The 17,959-nt window shown below is 69.0% G+C and carries 18 protein-coding genes; 9 read left to right on the top strand and 9 right to left on the bottom strand.

The annotated features are described in order from the left end of the window. The first annotated feature begins 5 nt into the window (after positions 1-5). A complete protein-coding gene (locus BLTE_RS16435; protein ID WP_126401701.1) occupies positions 6-608 on the top strand; it encodes a Uma2 family endonuclease in 603 nt (200 codons plus the stop codon). Here the strand turns inward: BLTE_RS16435 and BLTE_RS16430 are convergent, their stop codons facing one another. From BLTE_RS16430 to BLTE_RS16420, 3 genes are all read right to left on the bottom strand, one after another. Continuing rightward, entirely contained in the window at positions 609-1,031 is a 423-nt protein-coding gene (locus tag BLTE_RS16430; RefSeq protein ID WP_126401700.1) for an EVE domain-containing protein, read from the bottom strand. Then, positions 1,031-1,327: a hypothetical protein gene (locus BLTE_RS16425; RefSeq protein ID WP_126401699.1), complete on the bottom strand. Its 297-nt coding sequence runs from the start codon at positions 1,325-1,327 to the stop codon at positions 1,031-1,033. The genes BLTE_RS16430 and BLTE_RS16425 overlap by 1 nt, the downstream gene beginning before the upstream one ends. A 185-nt stretch (positions 1,328-1,512) precedes the next feature. Further along, positions 1,513-3,363: an ABC transporter transmembrane domain-containing protein gene (locus tag BLTE_RS16420; RefSeq protein WP_126401698.1), complete on the bottom strand. Its 1,851-nt coding sequence runs from the start codon at positions 3,361-3,363 to the stop codon at positions 1,513-1,515. Between the two features lie 164 nt (positions 3,364-3,527). Between BLTE_RS16420 and rpmE the strand changes: the two genes are divergently transcribed. Further along, a complete protein-coding gene (rpmE, locus tag BLTE_RS16415) occupies positions 3,528-3,755 on the top strand; it encodes a 50S ribosomal protein L31 (protein WP_126401697.1) in 228 nt (75 codons plus the stop codon). Positions 3,756-4,106: 351 nt separating this feature from the next. Here the strand turns inward: rpmE and rcdA are convergent, their stop codons facing one another. Both rcdA and BLTE_RS16405 read right to left on the bottom strand, forming a co-directional pair. Then, the gene (gene rcdA / locus BLTE_RS16410; RefSeq protein ID WP_126401696.1) at positions 4,107-4,622 is read right to left on the bottom strand and encodes a protease adaptor protein RcdA; all 516 of its coding nucleotides are present in this window, start codon (positions 4,620-4,622) and stop codon (positions 4,107-4,109) included. A 294-nt stretch (positions 4,623-4,916) separates the two neighbouring features. Continuing rightward, complete coding sequence (locus tag BLTE_RS16405) at positions 4,917-5,114, bottom strand: DUF1192 domain-containing protein (RefSeq protein ID WP_165439202.1); 198 nt, start codon at positions 5,112-5,114, stop codon at positions 4,917-4,919. Between the two features lie 184 nt (positions 5,115-5,298). Between BLTE_RS16405 and BLTE_RS16400 the strand changes: the two genes are divergently transcribed. Together BLTE_RS16400 and BLTE_RS16395 are read left to right on the top strand one after the other, a co-directional pair. After that, positions 5,299-6,303 (top strand): NAD(P)H-quinone oxidoreductase, encoded by a 1,005-nt coding sequence (locus BLTE_RS16400; RefSeq protein ID WP_126401695.1) that lies wholly within the window; start codon positions 5,299-5,301, stop codon positions 6,301-6,303. Positions 6,304-6,475: 172 nt separating this feature from the next. Next, the gene (locus BLTE_RS16395; protein ID WP_126402265.1) at positions 6,476-9,322 is read left to right on the top strand and encodes an EAL domain-containing protein; all 2,847 of its coding nucleotides are present in this window, start codon (positions 6,476-6,478) and stop codon (positions 9,320-9,322) included. A 268-nt stretch (positions 9,323-9,590) separates the two neighbouring features. On the opposite strand, the gene BLTE_RS16390 is transcribed toward BLTE_RS16395, so the two are convergent. Further along, positions 9,591-10,205, bottom strand: coding sequence for a YqgE/AlgH family protein (locus BLTE_RS16390; protein WP_126401694.1), 615 nt, complete (start codon positions 10,203-10,205; stop codon positions 9,591-9,593). A gap of 284 nt (positions 10,206-10,489) precedes the next feature. Here BLTE_RS16390 and BLTE_RS16385 point away from each other — a divergent pair, with 284 nt between their 5' ends. Together BLTE_RS16385 and BLTE_RS16380 are read left to right on the top strand one after the other, a co-directional pair. Next, the gene (locus BLTE_RS16385) at positions 10,490-11,335 is read left to right on the top strand and encodes a protein-disulfide reductase DsbD domain-containing protein (RefSeq protein ID WP_160140650.1); all 846 of its coding nucleotides are present in this window, start codon (positions 10,490-10,492) and stop codon (positions 11,333-11,335) included. Positions 11,336-11,442: 107 nt separating this feature from the next. Next, the gene (locus tag BLTE_RS16380; protein ID WP_126401692.1) at positions 11,443-11,928 is read left to right on the top strand and encodes a peroxiredoxin; all 486 of its coding nucleotides are present in this window, start codon (positions 11,443-11,445) and stop codon (positions 11,926-11,928) included. Positions 11,929-12,286: 358 nt separating this feature from the next. On the opposite strand, the gene BLTE_RS16375 is transcribed toward BLTE_RS16380, so the two are convergent. Continuing rightward, positions 12,287-12,493 carry a YdcH family protein gene (locus BLTE_RS16375; RefSeq protein ID WP_126401691.1) on the bottom strand — a complete coding sequence of 69 codons (207 nt, stop codon included), beginning with the start codon at positions 12,491-12,493 and terminating at the stop codon, positions 12,287-12,289. 197 nt (positions 12,494-12,690) lie between these two features. On the opposite strand from BLTE_RS16375, the gene BLTE_RS16370 reads away from it, so the two are divergent. The 3 genes from BLTE_RS16370 to BLTE_RS16360 all read left to right on the top strand — a co-directional run bounded on the left by BLTE_RS16370 (position 12,691) and on the right by BLTE_RS16360 (position 16,013). Further along, a complete protein-coding gene (locus BLTE_RS16370) occupies positions 12,691-12,873 on the top strand; it encodes a YdcH family protein (RefSeq protein ID WP_126401690.1) in 183 nt (60 codons plus the stop codon). Positions 12,874-13,082: 209 nt separating this feature from the next. Then, positions 13,083-13,796: an LOG family protein gene (locus tag BLTE_RS16365; protein WP_126402264.1), complete on the top strand. Its 714-nt coding sequence runs from the start codon at positions 13,083-13,085 to the stop codon at positions 13,794-13,796. 270 nt (positions 13,797-14,066) lie between these two features. After that, complete coding sequence (locus BLTE_RS16360; RefSeq protein WP_126401689.1) at positions 14,067-16,013, top strand: propionyl-CoA synthetase; 1,947 nt, start codon at positions 14,067-14,069, stop codon at positions 16,011-16,013. A gap of 259 nt (positions 16,014-16,272) precedes the next feature. On the opposite strand, the gene BLTE_RS16355 is transcribed toward BLTE_RS16360, so the two are convergent. Together BLTE_RS16355 and BLTE_RS16350 are read right to left on the bottom strand one after the other, a co-directional pair. Further along, positions 16,273-17,244 carry a M48 family metallopeptidase gene (locus BLTE_RS16355; protein ID WP_126401688.1) on the bottom strand — a complete coding sequence of 324 codons (972 nt, stop codon included), beginning with the start codon at positions 17,242-17,244 and terminating at the stop codon, positions 16,273-16,275. Further along, entirely contained in the window at positions 17,241-17,801 is a 561-nt protein-coding gene (locus BLTE_RS16350; protein WP_126401687.1) for a LemA family protein, read from the bottom strand. The genes BLTE_RS16355 and BLTE_RS16350 overlap by 4 nt, the downstream gene beginning before the upstream one ends. Positions 17,802-17,959 lie beyond the last annotated feature (158 nt).

Below are 17,959 nucleotides of genomic sequence, written 5' to 3'. Positions count from 1 at the left end.
ATATCATGATGCGCAAGGTTTGGTGCGAGATGGCGATGGGCGATCCGCTGCCGCGCGAGATGACGGTCGACGAGTTCCTGGTCTGGCAGCTCGACCAGGACGAACGCTACGAGCTGGTCGACGGCCGGCCGGTGCCGCTCAGGGCAATGACCGGGGCGTCGAACGTGCACGACGTGATCACCACCAACCTGCTCGGCCTGTTGTGGGCGCTGCTGCGTGGAAAACCCTGCCGGGTGGCGAGCGCCGACACCGCGCTGCGCACGAAGATTTCCTCCGCCCGCCGGCCGGACGCCACCATCGACTGCGCCGCGCCGGAGCGCACCTCCTACGAGGCGCGCCATCCGGTGGCGGTGTTCGAGGTGCTGTCGCCCTCCACCCGCAAGATCGACCGCTTCACCAAGCTGGAGGAATACCGCCGCCACCCGGCGCTGCGCCACATCGTGCTGATCGACCCCGACGCGGTCAGCGCCAAGCACTACCACCGCAGCGCGGACGGAGAATGGATCGACGAAGACCTCAACGATCCTGACGCGGTGATCGCGCTCGGGGCCGCCGGCATCAGCCTTCGCCTCGGCGACCTTTATGAGCGGGTGGAGATGCCGGGGTGATCACCCCGCAAGCCCGCCCATCCGGCAGATCAGCGCCCATTCGGCGTCGGTCACCGGCTGCACCGAGAGGCGCGAATATTTCAGCAGCGCCATGCCGGCGAGCGCCGGGGTGGCCTTGATCGCGGCGAGCGGCACCGGATGCGGCAGCGGCTCGACCGCCTTCAGATCCACCACCACCCAGGGCGAGCCGGGCTCGGCGGTCGGGTCCGGATAGGCGGCACGGATGACCTCGACGATGCCGACGATCTCCTTGCCCTCGTTGGAGTGGTAGAAGAAGCCGCGATCGCCCACCTGCATGTTCAGCAGATTGAGCTTCGCGGCGTGGTTGCGCACGCCGTCCCAGGCGGTGCCCTTCGCGCCGGCCGCGACCTGATCCTGCCAGGACCATTTGAACGGCTCGGACTTGTAGAGCCAGTGGGCCATCAGCCCTTCGCCCCGCCGCGACCGGCGGCGATCGCCGCGCCCTGCACCACGTCGCGGAAGGCCGAAAGCTCCGCGGCGAAGCGGGCGAACTCGTCTGGCGTCATGGTCACGGTGCGCTCGGAGATGGCGATGTCGACGACGACCTCGCCATTGGCCCGCCGGCGGCGAACCACCGCCACCGGGCAGCTCGAGGAGTGGGTGAGGGCGAAGCCGTTGGTGCGGGCGAGCTCCTCGGAGCCCATCGTGCCTTGCGCCGCCTCCAGGCCGCGGGCGAGCCGTTCGAAGAAGCCGGTCATGCCAAGTCCACCGATTTGAGTCCGCCGAGTTGAGTCCGCCGAGTTGATACGGTTTCCGGCCGATCAGGCCGGAAAGGTCGCCGGCCGGGAGCCGCCCCTTCCCTCTCCCCGTGTGGGAGAGGGTGTCGAGCGATCGCCGGGAAACCGTATCACAGCTTGAGCCGCCCCGTCCGGCGTGGCGCCGCTCACTCGGCCGCGGCGTTGAACTGCAGCTTGGCGAGGCGGGCATAGAGGCCGCCGCGGCCCACCAACTCGCCGTGGCGGCCCTCCTCGACGATGCGGCCGCCGTCCATGACCAGAATCCGGTCGGCCGACAGCGTGGTGGCGAGCCGGTGGGCGATCACCAGCGTGGTGCGGCCCTCCATCAGCCGCCCCAGCGCGGTCTGCACCAGGGTCTCGCTCTCGGCGTCGAGCGAGGAGGTGGCCTCGTCCAGCAGCAGCACGCGCGCGTCCTTGAGGATGGCGCGGGCGATGGCGATGCGCTGGCGCTGGCCGCCCGACAGCGTGATGCCGCGCTCGCCGATCAGCGTGTCGTAGCCCTTCGGCAGCTTGGCGACGAACTCGTCGGCGGCGGCGAGGTCGGCGGCGCGGCGCACCTCGTCGTCGCTGGCGTCGGGCCGGCCGATGCGGATGTTCTCGGCCACGGTGGCGGCGAAGATGTCGACGTCCTGCGGCACCAGCGCGATGTGGCGGCGCACGTCCCTGGGGTCGGCGTCGGTGAGGGCGACGCCGTCGAGCTTCACCGTGCCGCTCAAGGGATCGTAGGCGCGCAGCAGCAGGTGGAACACCGTGCTCTTGCCGGCGCCGGAGGGGCCGACCAGCGCCACCCGTTCGCCCGGCCGCACGGTGAAGGAGATGCCGTCGAGCACCGGCGCGTCGGCGCGGGTGGGATAGGCGAAGCGCACAGCGTCGAACGCCACCACGCCGAGCGCCGGCTTGGGCAGCGCCACCGGGCGCTCGGGCTGGCGGATGGCGGGCTTGATCGACAGAAGCTCGGTGATGCGCTCGGCGGCGCCGGCCGCCTGCGCCACCTCGCCCCACACCTCGGACAGCTGGCCGAGCGCGGAGGCGGCGAACACCGCGAACAGCACGAACTGGCCGAGCGTGCCCGGCGTCATGCGGCCGGTCAGCACCTCCTGGGCGCCCGACCACAGCACCGCGACGATGGAGGCGAACACCAGGAAGATGCCGATGAAGGTGAGGGCGGCGCGGGCGCGGGTGGCGCCGCGCGCGGCGCGAAACGCCGCCTCCACCGCGGTGTCGAAGGTGCTCCGCGCCTTGTCCTCGCCGGTGAAGGCCTGCAGCGTGCGCACCGCGGTGATCGACTCGGCGGCGAAGGCGGAGGCATCGGCCAGCGTGTCCTGGGCGAGGCGCGACTTCTTGCGCACCGAGCGGCCGAACGCCACCAGCGGCAGCACGATCACCGGGATCGCCACCAGCACGAGGGCGGACAGAGCCGGGCTCGTCACCACCATCATCGCCACCGCGCCGATGAACATCATGACGTTGCGCAGCGCGATCGAGGCGGCGGTGGAGACCGCCGATTTCATCTGGGTGGTGTCGGCGGTGAGCCGCGAGGTCAGCTCGCCGGTCTTGGCGGTGTCGTAGAAGGCGGCATCGAGCGCCATCAGATGGCCGAACAGCTCGGCGCGCAGGTCGGCGACGATGCGCTCGCCGAGCGTGGTGACGAGGTAGTAGCGGACGGCGGAGGCCGCGGCGAGCACGCCCACCACCACCAGCATCATCGAGAAATACTGGTCGATGAAGCCGGCATTCTCCGACGCGAAGCCGTGGTCGATCATGCGGCGCACGGCGATCGGCACCGCCAGCGTCGCCAGCGTCGCCACCACCAGCGCCGCCAGGGCGGCGGCGACGCGGCCCTTGTAGCGCCCGACGAAGGGAAGGAGGGCGCCGAGCGGCTTCAGCCGGCCGCGGCGTTGAACGGCTTCGGGGCCAGGCTGGCTCACGCGTCTACTCCCACTGTTCGTTCCGGACCTGTCGTTCCGGTGTCTCTGTCCGGGCCGGCGGGCGCACATTGGCGCGATGCGCCGGCCGGTGCAACGTTCGGCGCGCCGGTAGCGGACGGCCTCAGCAACGGAAGCCCTTGCCAGCGGCGCCAGTCTCGGCTAATGCCGCGCCTTCCGAATTCCGCCGGTTCCCGGCTCGGCGGCCCGTGCGGCCGACCTTCGAGGACGCGTCCATGAAGCCCGACATCCATCCCGACTATCACGTCATCAAGGTCGTGATGACCGACGGCACGACCTACGACACCCGCTCGACCTGGGGCAACCCCGGCGATACCCTGAACCTCGACATCGATCCCAACACCCATCCGGCCTGGACCGGTGGTCAGCAGCAGCTGCTCGACCGCGGCGGCCGCGTGTCGCGGTTCCAGAAGAAGTTCGCCGGGTTCGGCTTCAAGGCCTGACACCGCAAGGCTTCCGAAATCAAATGGCCCGGTGCCCTGCGGCGCCGGGCTTTTTGGCGTTCCTGAAATCTTCGGAATATGGCCAGCGCACCAAAGGCTCCCGCGCGGCCGGGGCGCGACGCTTTGCCGGGCTCTCGTGAACCGGCGAGCAAGCGTAGGGCGGAATAGCGCAGCGTATTCCGCCGATCAGGCCGGGCGGTGATGGTCAAATGGCGGAATACGCTGCGCTATTCCGCCCTACAGCGCTGAACCTGGCCAGCACCGATTGCCTGGCAATTCGCTCGTAGTGCCCGCGACGAGCGCGGCCATGACGTCATCGGGTCAAGTCGAGGAGGCGGGACTAAAAATAGGTCACTCCGGCCGCTCGAAGGCGGCCTTGAGCAGGCCGAGCTGGCGCTCGACCGGATTGTCGGCGGCGGGAAGCTCGCGGCGGTCGCTGTAGAGCAGGGCGTCGAGCCGGGTCACCTTGTCCTGCAGGGCGACCGAGGCGTCGATCAGCTCGCGCAGCCGCTCGGGCAACTGGGACATGAGCTCGTCCTCCGGCAGGGCGGCGCCGGAAAATCGCACTTTGTTCTTTTCGCTCTTGGCCTGCTCGGTGGTCAGCTCGCCGTCATTGACCGCGCGCTGCAGCAGCAGCCAGGAGGCGAGCTGCATCAGCCGGGTGGTGAGCCGCATGCTCTCGGTGGCATAGGCGAGCGAGGCGGCGCGGTCGAGCGAGCGCGAATCCTGCCGGCCGGGGCCGTCGAGATAGGCCGCCGTCGACTCGACGAGATTCATGCCTTCCTTGAACAGCTGCGCAAACGCCTCCGTCCCGAGCAGACGCTCGGCCAGCACGACGGGTTGCGGCGAAAGTTCGGTCTCGCTCATCGATCGCGGCCTTTGTTCCAAGCCCGCGATCTTGAAGCACGGCAACGAGCGCGGCGTAAAGCCCGGCTCTCCTGAATGGTGAAAATGGTATCCATTGCCGCCTGACACGGCAAAAAAAGAGCCGCCAGCGGCGGCTCCGAAGTCTTAACAGGGAGGCGTCAAACAGAGTGGACAGGAGCCACTCGACGTCCAGAATCTGGACATCCACAGTCATACGCTGGGATACTTAATGACGGGTTAAGCAAATGCGCCGCATTTTCGCGACCGCGGCCAGTCCAGCCGCCGCTTCGCCCGTCAGCCTGGGAGCTTGAAGACGTCGAAGGCGGCGGCCCGGCTGGCCTGCCGCGCCGCCAATGCCGCCTCCAGCCGGGCGATTTCGGCGCGCAGAAGCTCGATGCGCTCCTCCAGGTCGCCCACCGACAGCGCATCGAGCGGCTGGCCGATGTCGTGGACCACCTTGCGCCTGGGCTCGTCATCGTCGCGCAACGCCATTTTCGGACTCTCCTGTGATCGCCGGCCAATCGTGCCCGGATGCGTGCCTCCGCAATCCGGTCGCACAGATTAACGCCCGTTGCCGGCCGGCGGGAGCGGTGCCGCCGGTGAGCCAGCATGTCGCCGTTGCCAGCGCCCCGGCGCGGGGCTACCCCAAGGCGACGCAACGAGTTCGAGGCTTGCCATGACCGCTCCCGCGCTGCCTGCCGCCATGACCGCCATCGCCATTCCCGAGCCGGGCGGGCCGGAGGCGCTGGTGCCGGTCGAGCGGCCGGTGCCCGCGCCGGGTCCGGGCCGGATCCTGGTCCGGGTCGCGGCCGCCGGCGTCAACCGGCCCGACATCATGCAACGCAAGGGGCTCTATCCGCCGCCGCCCGGCGCGCCGGACATTCCGGGGCTGGAGATCGCCGGCACCGTCGCGGCGCTGGGCGAGGGCGCTGGCGAATGGAAGATTGGCGATGCCGTGTGCGCCCTGGTCTCGGGCGGCGGCTATGCCGACTACTGCCTCGCCGAGGCCGGCCACGCGCTGCCGATTCCGGAGGGGCTGACCGCCGCGGAGGCTGCGGCGCTGCCGGAGACGGCGTTCACGGTCTGGCACAATGTGTTCGAGCGCGGCGGCCTCACCGCCGGCGAGGTGCTGCTGGTCCATGGCGGGGCCAGCGGCATCGGCACCACGGCGATCCAGCTCGCCAAGGCGATGGGCGCCCGGGTCGTCGTCACCTGCGGCAGCGACGACAAGTGCATCGCCTGCCTCAAGCTCGGCGCCGACCGGGCGATCAACTACCGCACCAGCGATTTCGTGGCCGAGGTCAAGGCGTTCGCCGGCGGGCGCGGCGCCGACGTGATCCTCGACATGATCGGCGGCGACTATATCGAGCGCAACTTCGAGGCGGCGGCGCCGGACGGCCGCATCGTCCAGATCGCCTTCCAGAACGGCTTCAAGGCCACCGTCGACTTCCGCCGCCTGATGCTGAAACGCCTCACCCACACCGGCTCGACGCTGCGCTCGCGGACCGATACCTTCAAGAGCGCGCTGGCGCAGTCGGTGGCGAGCCACGTCTGGCCGCTGGTCGCCGCCGGCAAGCTGCGTCCGGTGATGGATTCGAGCTTTCCCTTGCGTGAGGCTGCCGCCGCCCACGCCCGCATGGAGGGAAGCACCCACATCGGCAAGATCGTCCTGCTTCCGTAAGGAAATCGAGTCCGCCTTGAGAATGTCCTTGCGCGTCTTTACCACTGCTGCCAGCCGCGGCGCCGCCGCCGGTCGGGAGGTCGGACTCTTTCCGGAGGTCGGATTCTTGCCGGAGGTTAGATTTTTGCCTGTCATTCGTGCCGCGCTGGTCGCGGTCGTGGCCCTGTGGGCCATGCTCGCCGGCCATGGCGCCTGGGCCCTCGATGCGGTGGTGGTGCGCCAGAACGTGCCGGCGATCGACCTGCTGCCGGCGGTCGAGCGGCACACCGTCGAGGGCGACCGCATCCAGGTGTCGACCGCGCCGGGGCCGGACGGCATCGTGCGGCGCATCGAGGTGCGAGCGCGCGAGCCGGGGGCGGAATCGCACTGGCTGGTGTTCGCGCTGGCCAACAATACCGACGAGCAGCTCGACCGGCTGATCGTCGCGCCGCATTTCCGAATGGTCGATTCGGGGCTGATCTGGCCCGATCTCGGCTCGGTTCGCATCGTCAGCATGACGCCGAGCCAGGGCTTCCGACCCGAGCAGCAGAGCGATCCCGGCTCCGACACCTTCCTGGTGACGCTCGATCCCGGCGCCACGGTGACGCTGGTCGCCGAACTCAAGACGCCGCGCATCCCGCAGCTCTATCTGTGGGAGCCGGAGGCCTACAAGACCAAGGTCAATTCCTTCACGCTCTATTACGGCATCGTCATCGGCATCGCCGGCCTGCTCGCGCTGTTCCTCACCATCCTGTTCGTGGTCAAGGGCTCGGCGATGTTCCCGGCCGCGGCGCTGCTCGGCTGGGCGGTGCTGGCGCAGATCGGCACCACTTTCGGGTTCTGGGCGCGGGTGTTCGACCTCTCCACCGAGGTCCAGCAGGTGTGGCGCGCCTGCGGCGAGGCCATCCTGGCCTCGACGCTGGTGGTGTTCCTGTTCGCCTATCTCAATCTCAGCCGCTGGCACGTGCGCTACGGCCACATTGTGCTGGGCTGGCTGATCACTCTCGGCGGGCTGGTGACGCTCGCCCTGTTCGATCCGCCGATGGGCGCGGGCGTCGCCCGCATGTCGATGCTCGGCGTCGCGGTGATCGGCTTCTTCCTGGTCGTGTACCTGTCGACCCACGGCTACGACCGCGCGGTGCTGCTGATCCCGACCTGGACGCTGTTCCTGGTTTGGGTGTTCGCCGCCGGCTTCACCATCACCGGCATCTTCACCAACGAGCTGGTGGCGCCGGCGCTGCTCGGCGGGCTGGTGCTGATCGTCATGCTGATCGGCTTCACGGTGATGCAGCACGCCTTCTCCGGCGGCGGCCTCGCCGGCCCGGTCGGCGACATCGAGCGCCGCGCGCTGGCGCTGGCCGGCGCGGGCGACATGGTGTGGGACTGGGATGTCGGCCGCGATGCCATCTACACCAGCCCCGAGGCCGAGCAGCTTCTCGGCCTCAAGCGCGGCTCGCTCGAGACCGACGCCGCCGGCTGGCTGGAGACGCTGCACCCGGCCGACCGCGACCGCTTCCGCACCGCGCTCGACAGTCTGGTCGAGCACCGGCGCGGCCGCATCCACCAGCAGCTGCGGATGCGCAGCCAGGACGGCCATTATCTGTGGTTCTCGCTGCGCGCCCGGCCGGTGATCGGCTCGGACGGCGAGGTGGTGCGCTGCATCGGCACCATGGTCGACATCACCGAGAACAAGACCGCCGAGGAGCGGCTGCTGCACGACGCGGTGCACGACAATCTCACCGGCCTGCCCAACCGCGCGCTGTTCCTCGACCGGCTGGAGGCGGCGCTGGGCTTCGCCCGCCTTGACGAGACCATGCGGCCGGCGATCATCCTGCTCGACATCGACCGCTTCAAGCAGATCAACCTGTCGGCCGGCGTGTCGATCGGCGATTCGATCCTGCTCACCATCGCGCGGCGGCTGTCGCGCCTGCTCAAGCCGCAGGACACGCTGGCGCGGCTGTCGGGCGACCAGTACGGCATCATCCTGCTGTCCGAGCGCGAGCCGGAGCGCATCACCGCCTTCGCCGACACCATCCGCCGGACGCTGCGCACGCCGATCACCTTCGCCAACCGCGAGATCTTCCTCACCGCCTCGATCGGGCTGGCGCTGATCGACGCCGACCACGGCCGGCGCGAGGAGGCGCTGAAGGACGCCGAGCTCGCCATGCAGGTGGCCAAGCGCACCGGCGGCGACCGCATCGAGGTGTTCCGGCCGGCGCTGCGCACCCAGAAGACCGACCGGCTCGGCCTCGAATCGGACCTGCGGCGGGCGCTGGAGCGCGACGAGATCGCCATTCTCTACCAGCCGATCGTGCGGCTGGAGGATCGCACGGTGGCCGGCTTCGAGGCGCTGGCGCGCTGGAACCATCCCAAGCTCGGCAAGCTGGCCCCGAGCGAGTTCATCCCGATCGCCGAGGAGACCGGGCTGATCATCGACCTCGGCCTGTTCGTGATGGACCGCGCCGCCCGCCAGCTCGGAAGCTGGCAGCGCGTGCTCCGGCTCGACCCGCCGGTGTTCGTGTCGGTCAATGTGTCGTCGCGCCAGCTTCTGCGCCACGATCTGATCCAGGACATCAAGGGCGTGCTCGCCCGCAACGTGGTGATTCCCGACACGCTGAAGCTGGAACTCACCGAATCGCTGGTGATGGAGAATCCGGAATACGCGGCGCAGATGCTGCTGCGCATCCGCGAGCTCGGCGCCGGCCTGTCGCTCGACGATTTCGGCACCGGCCATTCGTCGCTGGCCTATCTGCAGCGCTTTCCGTTCGACACGGTCAAGATCGACCAGCAGTTCGTGCGCGCCTCCGAGCGCGGCACGCGGCCGGTGCTGCTGCGCTCGATCGTCGCCATGGCCCACGACCTCGGCATGGAGGTGGTGGCGGAAGGCGCGGAGACCGAGTCGGATGCGGTCGAGCTGGCCCAGCTCGGCTGCGAGTTCGCCCAGGGCTTCGCCTTCGGCGAGCCGCTCAGCGCCGAGGAGGCGCGCCGCCTGATCTCGCCGATTCCGGCCGAGAGCCAGCGCGCCGCAGCGGGGCGGTGATACGGTTTCCGGCCTGCAGGCCGGAGAACCGTATTCCGATCGCCGAAAAATCCCCATCCGATCAAGGATTTTTCGGCGAGACCGTTTCCGGTGTCCCGAAGGGATCAACCGGAAACCATACGAGAAGCCGTGTCATCCCGGGCAAGCGCCGCAGGCGCGCGACCCGGGATCGTCCGCAGGATGATGTGATCTTTCGGGAGGCCGGTCCCGGGTCTCACGGCTGCGCCGTTCGCCCGGGACGACGATGCGGCGACGCCATGCGCGAGGATCACGCGTGGCCGGCCTCGCTCGCCAGATTGCCGATGCCGACGCCGATCTTGCGCAGCGCCTGCTGATACTTGGCCTCGGTCTCGCTGCCGAAGATCAGATCGGGGTCGGCGGCGCAGTGCAGCCAGCCATTGGCCTGGATCTCGGATTCGAGCTGGCCCGGCGCCCAGCCGGCATAGCCCAGCGCCAGCACGGCGTTGTTCGGCCCCTCGCCGTGGGCGATCGCCTTGAGGATGTCGAGCGTCGCGGTCAGGCAGATGCCGTCGTCGATCGGCAGCGTCGAGTTCTCGATGAAGAAATCGGCGCTGTGCAGCACGAAGCCGCGGCCGGTCTCGACCGGGCCGCCGCGCAGCACGCGGATGGCGCCGACCGTCTTGGGAAGCTGGATCAGCTCGGCCTTCGGCACGATCTCGAGCTGCACGAGGAGGTCGGAGAACTGGATGTCGGGTGCGAGCTGGTTGACGACGATGCCCATCGCCCCTTCGGCCGAATGGGCGCACATGTAGATCACCGACCGCTCGAACCGCTCATCGCGCATCGACGGCATGGCGATAAGCATCTGGCCATCCAGATACCCGCCGGGCCGGTCGCTGCGGCTGGATCGCACGATTTTCATGTGCAAATGGTAGCCGCTTCGGCCTGCTTTGCAAACGTTCGAAGGCCGGCCGCGCCTCCCGTCAGCGCGGATGTGATCGCCGGCCGGAGCGGAGCGCGTCTCACGACATCGTGGCTGGCCGGCGCCGGCGGTGGTGCGCTACTTCCGAGGGACGTGAGCACCGTTTCCGGCATCCCGAAAGGATCAGCCGGAAACCGTAAAAGGCGGCGGGGATGCGTGTGGCCTTGGTTGCGGGGTTGGACGGGCGGCATCGCCGGATCTCGTGGACGGGCGGCATCGGGCGCGTGGCCGCGGCCGTGCTGCTGGGAATGGGCCTCGTCTGTGGCCTCCCCTGGACGGCCTCAAAGGCGCATGCGGCCGAGACGGCCTGGGTGGCCGGCCCGAATTCGGCGGCGCGGCTGATCGCGGCCGGCGTCCGGGGCGACGGCGCGGCACTGCGGGCCGGCGTGGAGCTGCGGCTCGATCCCGGCTGGAAAACCTTCTGGCGCTATCCGGGCGATGCCGGCCTGCCGCCGCGGTTCGATTTCGCGCGCTCGACCAATGTCCGCTCGGTCGAGGTCGGCTGGCCGGCGCCGCGGCGGTTCGAGACCGGCGGCGGCGTGGCGATCGGCTATGGCGGCGCGGTGGTGTTTCCGCTCACCATCCACCCGCAGGATCCGGCGCGGCCGGCGATCCTGGCAGTCGACGTCTCCTACGCGGTGTGCGGCACGGTCTGCGTCCCGGCCGAGGCGTCGCTCAGCCTGCCGGTGTCGCCGCAGGTGAAGGTGGCGGCCGCGGCCGGCGCTGGCGGCCTGCTTGCCGCGCATGATGCCCGCGTGCCGCGCCCGGTCGCGCTTGGCGCCGACGCCGGCCTCGCCATCACGCGCCTTGCCGTCGACCGCAGCGCCAAGCCCTGGCGGGTGCGGGTCGATGCCCGCGCCGCGCCGCAGGCCGAGCTGTTCGTCGAGGGACCGACCGCCGACTGGGCGCTGCCGGTGCCGGGTGCGGGCGTTCCGGCGGCCGATGGAACGCTGCGCTTCGAATTCGAGCTCGACGGCGTGCCGGCGGGGGTCGATCCGGCCGGCGCCCGCCTCACCTTCACGCTGGTGTCGGGCGAAGGCGCCATCGAGACCACCGCGCCCCTCGACTGAACGCTTCTGCTCCCTAGAACTGCAACAAGCGGGCGGGAGGCGACTTCCGTCCGCGCCTTCCTGTGCCTTTCCCAATCGACAAGCCTGCCCATCGAGGAGCCACGGCCATGACCCTGAAGGTCGGAGACCGCCTGCCCGACGTCACCTTCCGCGTGCCCACCGAGGACGGCCCGGTGGCCAAGGCCACCGGCGAACTGTTCGCCGGCAAGCGGATCGTGCTGTTCGCGGTGCCCGGCGCCTTCACCCCCACCTGCCACAAGAACCATCTGCCGGGCTATCTGGCCCACGCCGCCGACTTCAAGGCCAAGGGCGTCGACGCCGTCATGGTCACCGCGGTGAACGATCCGTTCGTCATGGACGCCTGGGAGAAGGCGAGCGGCGCGGCGGGCAAGATCATGTTCCTGGCCGACGGCAATGCCGACTTCGCCAAGGCGGCGGGGCTCGATCTCGACGGCGCGGCGTTCGGGCTCGGCATCCGCTCCAAGCGCTACGCCATGCTGGTCGAGGACGGCGTGGTGAAGACGCTGCTGATCGAGGACGTGCCGTCCCAGGCCAACCAGTCGAGCGCCGAGGCGCTGCTGCGGCAGATGTGATACGGTTTCCGGCTGATCAAGCCGGACAACCGTATTCCGCTCGCCGAAAATCCCATTATCGAGAATCTCTTGAAGGGCTGGGGTTTTCGGCGAGATCGTTTCCGGAATCCCGAAGGGATCGACCGGAAACCGCATGGCAGAGACAGGATTCGACGAGATTCGCCGCGCGGCGGCGGCGCGTCGAATCGTCCCAGAACGGCCGGCCGGGGCGTCCGCCCCGGCCAATTGGCGCGCTCCGGTGGTCCGGGTTCGAAGATCACGCCTCGTCCGGACCGCAAGTGTCCGTCCGCGTGCGGCAAGTTCCAGAGTTGTCGTATTGCTGTTCGCAAGATCGCTCGCCGCTCTGGCGAAGATTGCTTCAGGCGATGATGTCCGGAAACAACTGGTCCTCGACCTCGATGATGCGATCCTTGATCGACAGCTTGCGCTTCTTCAGCCGCTGAACCTGCAGCCGGTCGAAGCCTGCCATCGCCTCCAGCGCCGCAATCGCGGCATCGAGATCGCGGTGCTCCTGCTTGAGCCGGGAGAGCTGCGCACGCAGTTCTGATTCTTCCTGATTTGTCATGAGGCTGCAGCTTTGCGCCGGCCACCCCGCGGGCCGGGCATCGGCGTCAGTATCACCCCGCCTTGCGTGGCCCGCAAGGCGGAACGATCGACCACGCGGTACCGCCATGCTGCAGTGCAGCACCGATCGGTAGTCGACTTGCTCCGAATGCCGTGGCAGACTTTTTTCGCTTGCCCCTACAAGGGAGAACGGAGTTCATGTCCATTCAGGCTCACCTTGCGGAACTCGAGAAGCGCCATCAAAGCATTGCGCGTGAGATCGAGGAGAAACTGGCCCAACCGGCTTCCGACGATCTCCAAATCGCCGAACTGAAGCGACGCAAGCTGGCCATCAAGGACGCGATCGAGAAGCTCAGGGGCGATACCCTCAGCGTACACTGATCCGTATAGAATCGAGCTGTTGAACCGCCGGCCTGCGCCGGCGGTTCGGTTTTTCAGCCGGCCCTCGCCGGCGCTCCGGCCCTCCCGGCCGCTCCCTCCCCGCCAGTCTCGCCGTGACCGACCCCGTCTCCGATTCGCCCGATCCGGCGCTGTCCTCGCCCTCCTACCGGCTCGCCGCGCTCGACCGCGAATTCCTGCTCGGCGACTCGATGCGCGGGGCGCGCTTCCTGCTCGAATACAGCAAGGTCGAGGAGACGCTGCGGCGCGAGAACATCCGCTCCACCATCGTCGCCTTCGGCAGCGCCCGCGTGCGCCAGGACGGCCCCGGCCGCCACGCGGCGTGGTACGCCACCGCCCGCGCCTTCGGCCGCATCGTCTCGGAACGCGGCGGGGCGCTCGACCACGGCCACGGCGTCCGCGACAACGTCATCACCACCGGCGGCGGCCCCGGCCTGATGGAGGCCGCCAACCGCGGCGCGTTCGAGGCCGGCGCGCCGTCGATCGGCTTCAACATCCTGCTGCCGCACGAGCAGCGCCCGAACCCCTACACCACGCCGGCCTTGACCTTCCGCTTCCACTACTTCGCGATGCGCAAGATGCATTTCGCCATGCGGGCCAACGCGCTGGTGGCGTTCCCCGGCGGCTTCGGCACGCTGGACGAGCTGTTCGAAATTCTCACTTTGCGCCAGACCGGCAAGATGGGGGCGGCGCCGATCGTGCTGATCGACCGGGCGTTCTGGACCCGGCTGATCGAGCTGCCGGTGCTGGTCGAGAACGGGCTGATCGGCGAGGACGACGTGGCGCTGATCGAGTGGGCGGACGACGCCGAGGAGGCGTGGGCGGTGCTGGCCCGGCACGGCCTCGGCAAGCACGATCCCAATCTGCCGGCTCAGCCTTTGGGCGCGCCGGCCGGGCAGCCATAGGCGGCGAGGAACACCGCCACCGCGCCGCCCACCGGGCTGCCACCACCTGGGCGATCTCGGCGTCGGTGGGCGGGATGTCGACGGCGCGGCCCGACCCCAAACCTCCGGCCACAAGCCTCGAGCCCAGTCTTTGCGCGGGCACTTTGACGCGGGCGGCCCGATACCACCCTCTTCACCCTTTGTCCGATAGCGCTTGCTCTTGCGCCCTGTATGGTTCCGGCCACAATCGGGGCAAGGCCTGTCCACAGGGCCGAGCGAGAGGGAGCCGCCATGACTGCCACGACCAGCGCGCCGATCGGGGCGCCCGCCGCAACCAGCCGCTATGCCGAAGTCTATGCCGCCTGGAAGGCCGATCCCCAGCGCTTCTGGGGCGAGGCGGCCAAGGCCATCGACTGGTACGAGGCGCCCAAGACGGTGTTCGACCCCAATGCCGGCGTCTATGGCCGCTGGTTCACCGACGGCGTCTGCAACACCTGCTACAACGCCATCGACCGCCACGTCGCGGCCGGCCGCGGCGAGCAGACCGCGATCATCTACGATTCGCCGGTCACCGGCACCAAGGCCCGCATCTCGTATGCGGAACTGCAGCACAAGGTGGCCACCTTCGCCGCGGTGCTGAAGGAGTTCGGCGTCGAGAAGGGCGACCGCGTCATCGTCTACATGCCGATGATCCCGGAAGCGGCGATCGCCATGTATGCCTGCGCCCGGCTCGGCGTCATTCACTCGGTGGTGTTCGGCGGCTTCGCCTCCAAGGAGCTCGCCACCCGCATCAACGACGCCAAGCCCAAGCTGATCCTGGCGGCCTCCTGCGGCATCGAGCCCAACCGCGTGGTGCCCTACAAGCCGCTGCTCGACGACGCGATCGGGCTCGCCGCCCACAAGCCGGAAGCCTGCATCATCTTCGCCCGGCCGCAGAGCACCGCCAATCTGATCGAGGGCCGCGACTACGATTGGGCCGCGGAGGTCGCCAAGGCCGAGGCCGCCGGCAAGAAGGCCGATTGCGTGCCGCTCAAGGCCACCGATCCGCTCTATATTCTCTACACTTCCGGCACCACCGGCATTCCCAAGGGCGTGGTCCGCGACAATGGCGGCCACATGGTGGCGCTGCACTGGACCATGGCCAACCTCTACAACGTCCATCCGGGCCAGGTGTACTGGGCGGCCTCGGACGTCGGCTGGGTGGTCGGGCACTCCTACATCATCTACGCGCCGCTGCTCGCCGGCTGCACCACCGTCATCTATGAGGGCAAGCCGGTCGGCACGCCGGATGCCGGCGCGTTCTGGCGCATGGTCGACGAATACAAGATCACGGTGCTGTTCACCGCGCCGACCGCCTTCCGCGCCATCAAGAAGGAAGACCCCGAGGCCAAGCTGCTGGCCAATTACGACGTCAAGAGCATGCACACGCTGTTCCTGGCCGGCGAGCGCGCCGACCCCGACACCGTGCTGTGGGCGGAACGCATTCTCGGCGTGCCGGTGGTCGACCACTGGTGGCAGACCGAGACCTCGTGGGCGATCGCCGGCAATCCGGTGGGACTCGGCCTGCTGCCGATCAAGCCGGGCTCGCCGACCGTGCCGATGCCGGGCTACGACGTGCGCATCGTCGACGAGGCCTGCCACGAGCTGCCGCCCAACAAGATGGGCTCGATCGTGGTCAAGCTGCCGCTGCCGCCCGGCTGCCTGCCGACGCTGTGGCAGCAGGACGACCGCTTCGCGGAGAGCTACCTCCACGAGTTCCCGGGCTTCTACAAGACCGCGGACGCCGGCTTCATCGACGATGACGGCTACGTCTACATCATGGGCCGCACCGACGACATCATCAACGTCGCCGGCCACCGGCTGTCGACCGGCGGCATGGAGGAGGTGCTGGCCTCGCACCAGGCGGTGGCCGAGTGCGCGGTGATCGGCATCAAGGACGAGCTGAAGGGCGAGGTGCCGTGCGGCTTCGTGGTGCTGAAGGCCGGCGTCACCAAGTCGCCGATCGAGATCGAGACCGAGATCGTCAAGCTGGTGCGCGACAAGATCGGACCGGTGGCGGCGTTCAAGATCGCGATCTGTGTCAACCGCCTGCCCAAGACCCGCTCGGGCAAGATCCTGCGCGGCACCATGAAGAAGATCGCCGACGGCGACGCCTGGACCATGCCGGCGACCATCGACGATCCCGCCATCCTCGACGAGATCGCCGAGCAGCTGAAGGGCCACGGCATCGGCGCGTGACGCGGTTTCCGGGAGACCGAACCGCGGTCTCCCGGAAACCGGCGCGGCGAGACGGCTTGGTCAAAAACAGCATTTTCGACAATCGGACGACGAAATCCGGCCCAAGCGGCCGGATTTTCGTATCGTACGGTTTCCGGTCGATCCCTTCGGGATACCGGAACCGGCCTCGCCGAAAACCCCAGTTCTGAAAGAAAGTCTCGATAACGGGGTTTTCGGCGATCGGAATGCGGTTATCCGGCTTGATCAGCCGGAAACCGCATCAGCCCACCGCGCGGATGGCGGCGATGCGGTCCTCGATGTCGGGATGGGTGGAGAACAGCTCCCAGCCGTCCGGCGGATCGAAGATGAACATCTGCTGCACCTCGTCGGCGACCTCGCCGATCCCGGGCTTCTGCGAAATCCTGGTCAGCGCCGACACCAGCGCGTCGGGGTTCTTGGTCAGTTCGAGGGCGCCGGCATCGGCCATGAACTCGCGCCGCCGCGACAGCGCGAAGCGCAGCGCCAGTGCGCCGATGCGGCCGAGCCACAGGATGCCGGTGGCCACCAGCAGGAACAGCAGAAACCGGTTGCCGTCGCGGTTGTCCGAGCGCGGCGCGTAGCGCAGGCTGCGCATCGCCAGCTCGCAGGCCAGCGCGAACACCCCGACGAACACGATCGACACGATCAGAAGCCGCGAGTCGCGGTTGATGACATGGGTCATCTCGTGCGCCAGCACCGCCTCCAGCTCGGCGTCGTCGAGCGTGGCGACGAGGCCGCGGGTGACGCCCACCACCGAATCCCGCTCGCTCCAGCCGGCGGCGAAGGCGTTGAGGCCGTCGGAGTCGATCAGCGCCACGTGCGGCGTCGGCAGGCCGCGCGAGATCGCCAGCGGCTCGAGCAGCCGGCGGACGCGGCGCGCCTCAAGCGAGGTGTCGTCGAGATGGGCGCCGGCCAGCGCCAGGATCGCCGGCCGCTGGATCAGATAGGCGATGGCAAACCACACCGCGCTTGCCACCAGCACGCCGGGGATCGCCGCCTTCGCCAAGTCGCCGCCGGCCCGCACCGAGGCCGTCAGGCCGTCGTCGCCCATCATCTCGGTGCCCATGATCAGCGTGAAGGCGACGCACAGCACCCAGGTAACGCCGATCAGCAGCGCCGGAAAGGCGGCGAGCAGCATGAGGCTGCGGCTATTGTTGCGCCAGATCCAGGTCCTCAGACCCAGCACGCCCGGCGGCAGCTGCGGCTGGCTCACTTGAACGAGACCTTGGCCGGCTCGGCCATCTCGGCGGCGCGGTCGGCAGGCAGGTCGTAGAACGCCGCCGGCTGGAAGCCGAGCCGGGCGGCGAAGAAGATCGCCGGGAACTGCTCCAGCGCGGCGTTGTATTCGCGCACCGAATTGTTGAGGAAGCGCCGCGCCGCGGCGATTTTGTTCTCGATGTCCATGAGCTGGGTCTGCAGCATCTGGAAATTGGCGCTGGCCTTGAGGTCGGGATAGGCCTCGGCCACCGCGAACAGCCCGCCGATGGCGCGGCCGAGCCCGGCCTCGGCCGCCAGCCGGTCGGCCGGCGTGGCGGCCTGCGCCACCGCGGCGCGCGCCTGGGTGAGTTTCTCCAGCACGGCCGATTCGTGCTGGGCGTAGCCCTTCACGGTTTCGACCAGCTGCGGCACCAGGTCGTAGCGCTGGCGGAGCTGGACATCGATGTCGCCGCCGGCATTGGCGACCGATTGCCGCAGCGCGACCAGCCGGTTGTAGATGACGACCGCGACCACCGCGGCCAGCACGATGAGGCCGAGCAGCACCAGTTCCATGGCTTTCCCCCTTGGTTCGCGTCACGCCCGGATCATCGGTCGCGCGATCCTGCCGTCCGGTTCGAGTATAGGACGATCGCCCGCCCGGCGCGCCGGGCCACTGTGGACAGCGGGGAGCACGGCTTGACCGGCCGGCGCCGCAGGGCGATCCCTGTCCG

The organism is Blastochloris tepida, from assembly GCF_003966715.1.
GTDB classification, from domain to species: domain Bacteria; phylum Pseudomonadota; class Alphaproteobacteria; order Rhizobiales; family Xanthobacteraceae; genus Blastochloris; species Blastochloris tepida.
Note: the sequence above shows the minus strand (reverse complement) of the source record. Positions and strands in the feature narration are given on the sequence as shown.

What these genes read in the sequence shown, in the direction of transcription:
- BLTE_RS16430 (WP_126401700.1), bottom strand. Translation starts at nt 1,031, where the DNA reads ATGGCCCACTGGCTCTACAAGTCCGAGCCGTTCAAATGGTCCTGGCAG.
- BLTE_RS16380 (WP_126401692.1), top strand. Translation starts at nt 11,443, where the DNA reads ATGACCCTGAAGGTCGGAGACCGCCTGCCCGACGTCACCTTCCGCGTG.
- BLTE_RS16365 (WP_126402264.1), top strand. Translation starts at nt 13,083, where the DNA reads ATGCGCGGGGCGCGCTTCCTGCTCGAATACAGCAAGGTCGAGGAGACG.
- BLTE_RS16425 (WP_126401699.1), bottom strand. Translation starts at nt 1,327, where the DNA reads ATGACCGGCTTCTTCGAACGGCTCGCCCGCGGCCTGGAGGCGGCGCAA.
- BLTE_RS16360 (WP_126401689.1), top strand. Translation starts at nt 14,067, where the DNA reads ATGACTGCCACGACCAGCGCGCCGATCGGGGCGCCCGCCGCAACCAGC.
- BLTE_RS16405 (WP_165439202.1), bottom strand. Translation starts at nt 5,114, where the DNA reads ATGGCGTTGCGCGACGATGACGAGCCCAGGCGCAAGGTGGTCCACGAC.
- BLTE_RS16400 (WP_126401695.1), top strand. Translation starts at nt 5,299, where the DNA reads ATGACCGCTCCCGCGCTGCCTGCCGCCATGACCGCCATCGCCATTCCC.
- BLTE_RS16375 (WP_126401691.1), bottom strand. Translation starts at nt 12,493, where the DNA reads ATGACAAATCAGGAAGAATCAGAACTGCGTGCGCAGCTCTCCCGGCTC.
- BLTE_RS16420 (WP_126401698.1), bottom strand. Translation starts at nt 3,363, where the DNA reads ATGTGCGCCCGCCGGCCCGGACAGAGACACCGGAACGACAGGTCCGGA.
- BLTE_RS16395 (WP_126402265.1), top strand. Translation starts at nt 6,476, where the DNA reads ATGCTCGCCGGCCATGGCGCCTGGGCCCTCGATGCGGTGGTGGTGCGC.
- rpmE (WP_126401697.1), top strand. Translation starts at nt 3,528, where the DNA reads ATGAAGCCCGACATCCATCCCGACTATCACGTCATCAAGGTCGTGATG.
- BLTE_RS16370 (WP_126401690.1), top strand. Translation starts at nt 12,691, where the DNA reads ATGTCCATTCAGGCTCACCTTGCGGAACTCGAGAAGCGCCATCAAAGC.
- BLTE_RS16435 (WP_126401701.1), top strand. Translation starts at nt 6, where the DNA reads ATGATGCGCAAGGTTTGGTGCGAGATGGCGATGGGCGATCCGCTGCCG.
- rcdA (WP_126401696.1), bottom strand. Translation starts at nt 4,622, where the DNA reads ATGAGCGAGACCGAACTTTCGCCGCAACCCGTCGTGCTGGCCGAGCGT.
- BLTE_RS16350 (WP_126401687.1), bottom strand. Translation starts at nt 17,801, where the DNA reads ATGGAACTGGTGCTGCTCGGCCTCATCGTGCTGGCCGCGGTGGTCGCG.
- BLTE_RS16390 (WP_126401694.1), bottom strand. Translation starts at nt 10,205, where the DNA reads ATGAAAATCGTGCGATCCAGCCGCAGCGACCGGCCCGGCGGGTATCTG.